The sequence below is a fragment of the Bradyrhizobium sp. genome (genome assembly GCF_035273305.1).
Lineage (GTDB): Bacteria > Pseudomonadota > Alphaproteobacteria > Rhizobiales > Xanthobacteraceae > Bradyrhizobium.
The window spans coordinates 1-3,984 of the sequence record NZ_DATEPI010000083.1; the positions used below are offsets into that span (position 1 = coordinate 1).

At 60.6% G+C, this 3,984-nt stretch carries 3 protein-coding genes; all 3 read left to right on the top strand.

The window, feature by feature from the left end:
* The first annotated feature begins 447 nt into the window (after nucleotides 1–447).
* A protein-coding gene (locus tag VJV58_RS05260) for an IS3 family transposase (protein ID WP_324136285.1) occupies nucleotides 448–1,544 on the top strand; the annotation gives its coding sequence in 2 pieces (ribosomal slippage) (nucleotides 448–700 and nucleotides 700–1,544; 1,098 coding nt in all).
* A gap of 217 nt (nucleotides 1,545–1,761) precedes the next feature.
* Complete coding sequence (locus tag VJV58_RS05265; RefSeq protein ID WP_324136286.1) at nucleotides 1,762–2,361, top strand: hypothetical protein; 600 nt, start codon at nucleotides 1,762–1,764, stop codon at nucleotides 2,359–2,361.
* Between the two features lie 23 nt (nucleotides 2,362–2,384).
* Nucleotides 2,385–3,984 (top strand): ABC transporter permease (locus VJV58_RS05270; protein ID WP_324136287.1); only part of this gene is annotated, 1,600 nt, incomplete at its 3' end.

Below are 3,984 nucleotides of genomic sequence, written 5' to 3' on the forward strand. Positions count from 1 at the left end.
GGAGAGTAGGACATCGCCCGATTAAACACAAAAGCCCCGGTCGGGTTTCCTGGCCGGGGCTTTTTGCTTTGTACGGGCCCCAGGACCGCGTCCCTGACCGATCGTTATTTTGAATTCTTCACGAATTTCTGTTCCACGAAAGCCGGGGAAACTCCCCACGTTAGTCAACCCTTTTTCGCCTGTCGAGACTCAACCCCCGCCAGCGCTTCCGATAATCTAAACTGAACGGCTGTATTCGATCATTTGCTTTGGCTCCGCCCTGCTCCTCAGCACCACATCCGCAGCCCCCAGCGCACGTACAACGTTTTCAACGAGTCCACGGCGCATGATCCGATAAAAGTGTGGTCGATTGCTGACCTGCTCCCGCTAATCTGATCCAGCTATATTTGAGGAACTCCGCATCGGCTGTGCGCAGCAGAACCGAATGAACACAGGAGAACCACAGACATGAAGAAAAGCCGATTCACCGAAGAGCAGATCATCGGCATGCTGAAGGAGCACGAGGCCGGCAAGAAGATGGCCGACATCGCGCGCGAGTACGGTGTCAGCGAAGCGTCACTGTACACCTGGAAAGGCAAGTATGGCGGCATGGAGGTGAGCGATGCGCAGCACCTGCGCAGCCTGGAAGACGAGAACCGCCGGCTTAAGCAACTGGTTGCCGATCTGAGCCTGGACCGGGAAGCGCTGAAAGCGATCGTCCGAAAAAACGGATGGAGCTTGCCGGTATAAGAGCGGACGCCAGTTTCGCCATGGAGCAGTTCGGCATGAGCGAGCGGCGGGCCTGCAAGCTCGTAGGAGTGAACCGCAGCAGTTACCGGTATGAGCCGCGGCCGGACCACAACGCGGCACTGCGGGAGGAACTGGTGCAGTTGGCGCGACAGAAGCCCCGGTATGGGTATCGCCGTCTGCATGCACTGGTGGGTCGCCGAGGCCACGGCGCCAGCGCGCAGCGAGTATATCGCGTGTATCGGCAGGAGGGCTTGGCGGTGCGCCGACTGAAGCGCAAACGAATGGCACGGCCGGCGGCCAGCACGCCGCTGCTGATCCGATCGAACCAGGAATGGGCGTTAGACTTCGCCTGCGACGCGCTGGCCACCGGCCGTGCCATTCGTGTATTAGCGGTGGTGGACGCTTTTACGCGGGAATGCCTGGCTTTGGAAACGGATACGAGCTTATCGAGCCAGCGCGTAACGCGTGCGTTGGAGCGCGTCGTTGAGCAGCGCGGCACGCCGGCTGCGCTGCGCTGCGACAACGGACCGGAACTCACTTCGCGGCACTTTCTGAGCTGGTGCGAAGAACAGCGCATACAGCTCATTCACATACAACCAGGAAAGCCCATGCAGAACGGGCATGTGGAGAGCTTTAACGGACGCTTGAGAGATGAGTGTTTGAACGCCAACTGGTTCCGCAGCCTGGCTGATGCCAGGGAAAAAGTGAGCCGATGGCGGCAGGAGTATAACGGCGAGCGGCCGCACAGCAGTCTGGGTTACCGCACGCCGAATGAGTTTGCCGATGCGCTGAGATCCTCAGGTTTGAGTGGTTGAGAAAAGCGAGGCAGGTCAAAGGGTGACGCAGAAGCCATGAATCAGCGTGTCACGACCACAGCGTGGGGCTGTGTTTCTGCGGCACCCAAACCGATTGTAACCTGCCGGCCGGTCACAACCCGGGGCGCCCTTTTTGTTCAACTCCGTCATTAACTTACAGCGCTTTCTCAAAAACCGCGCTCGTTTTCGCCCCCTCGCCTGATACCGTCAAATCGTCATGAGCAAGCGCAATCGCAACAAGAACCCCTGGCTGACTAGCCGCCCCGCTGCTGCTGCCGTCCCGGCCGCAACCACCCCGACGGCAAACACCGTCCTACCGAACCCCGAGCGTGAGCGAGAGGCCGTCGTCCTCCCCCACGAAGACGCATCCCAATTCGACCGTCTCCTTGCCGATCTCACCAGTTCGTTTTGTCCACAGGGCGAAGACGAAATCCTCCTGATCCGCCATCTCGCCGAATCGCAGTGGCTCATCCTGCGCGCCGCGCGTCTCGAAGCCGCGTTGATGACGCTCATCGCCGCCGGCGAAGACGCCAAACCCAGCACCCCCGACCAGCGCATCGCCGCCTATATGCTCTCCAAACCCGGCGACGCCCTCGCCAAGGCCCACCGCTACGCCACCGCCGCCCAGCGCGCCTATTACCGCGCTCTCAAGGTGCTCAACGAAATCGCGGCCGTCCGTGCCGAAGCCCAAGTCATTTCAGAGGCTTGCGAGCAACACCAGTTCGTTTCGCAAAACGCAAAACTTGCGCCCGTAACCGTGCCCCCATCCGCATCCGTCCCACTAACGCCGCCGTTCGTTGAACCCGTCGCCGCATGATGTCCAATACCGGCGGGAGCGTTATGGAATTGCTCGATCGCCTCGCCCAGGACATTCGCTACGGCTCTCGCTCGCTACGGAAAACCCCCGGTTTCACCGCCGCCGCGATTCTCGTTTTGGCCCTCGGCATCGGAGCGAACACTGCCATTTTCAGCGTCCTCGAAGGCGTCGTTTTGGATCCGCTGCCCTATCCTCAATCCGAACGCCTGGTGGCCTTGCTCATCTACAATCGAAGCCTGAAACATGAGACAGAGCTCTCGTATCCGGACTTCCTCGATTGGCAGCGCGACGCCCGTTCCTTTGAGAAAATCGCGGCCTTCCGCACGCAGAACTTCGATGTCGCGAGCCCCGGTATGCCCGCGCACGTCAACGGCAAGGAAGTTTCGTCGTCGTTTTTCGGCACTCTCGGCGTGAAACTGGCCCTCGGCCGTGATTTCCTGCCCCAGGAAGACAAGATCGGTGGGACGCCGGCCGCCATCGTCAGCCACCATCTCTTCGAGGAGCGCTTTGCCGGTAATCCGGCGGCGCTCGGCAGAACTATAACATTGAACGGCGCTGACTACACCATCATCGGCGTGTTGCAGCCCGCATTTCGTTTCGACAACCAGCAGGCCGACGTGTACACACCTCTGGGGCGCGGCGATCCGCTGTATCAGAACGATCGCACTGTACACGACATCGTCTGCATCGCACGCCTAAGGCCGGGTGTCGGCATCGCTCAGGCGCGCGCCGAGATGAACGTGGTACAGGCGCGTATCGATCGGCTTCATCCCGCCCAGGAGCGTGGCTTGGATGGTTATGTTGACTCGTTGGCGCACTTCATGGTCGGGGACGTAGCCGGGAGTCTACTGCTGCTGCTGGGAGCGGCTGGGTTCGTTTTGTTAATCGCGTGCGCGAACGTCGCGAATCTTGTTCTTGCCCGCTCCGCCGCTCGCAGCCGGGAGTTCGCGGTCCGGTTGGCCATGGGCGCGAGCCGAACGCAAATTGTCCGGCAGTTGGTCACCGAAAGCCTGATGCTTTCGCTGGCCGGCGGCGCACTGGGCCTCGCTGTTGCGAAATGGGCGGTTCACGCCGTAATCGCCGCCGTACCTGGAGGCTTGCCGCGGAGTGAGAACATCGCGTTGAATATTCCTGTCCTCCTCTTCGCGTTCGGCGTTTCGATCATTGTCGGCGTCGTGTTTGGCGCGTTCCCCGCCATAAAGAGTTCCAAGACGGACATAAACGCGGCACTCAAAGAAGGAGGGCGTGGCTCCACGTCCGCCCACCAACGCACGCAAGGTGTTCTCGTCATTGTGCAGATCGCGGTGGCTCTGGTTCTGCTGACGGGTGGCAGTTTGCTCTTGCGTACCATCCGGAATCTTTGGGCGGTGAATCCCGGTTTCGATGCGCGCAACGTCATCACCTTCCAGGTCGGACTTTCGCGCTCAGTAACGACGAGTCCATCGCGGGTGAGGATCGCGTATCAGCAGCTGGTCGAGCGGATCAGCCAAATTCCCGGCGTGCAGATGGCCGGTATCACGGCCCTCGTCCCTCTCGGTAAAGCGTTCAACGAAGGCCCGTTCTGGGTGGGATTGCGCCAGCCCACATCCATGGCGGAAATCCCGCGCGCGATTTACTATCCCA

Excerpts from the sequence above, each read along its gene's own strand:
- VJV58_RS05265 (WP_324136286.1), top strand. The coding sequence starts at position 1,762 with ATGAGCAAGCGCAATCGCAACAAGAACCCCTGGCTGACTAGCCGCCCC.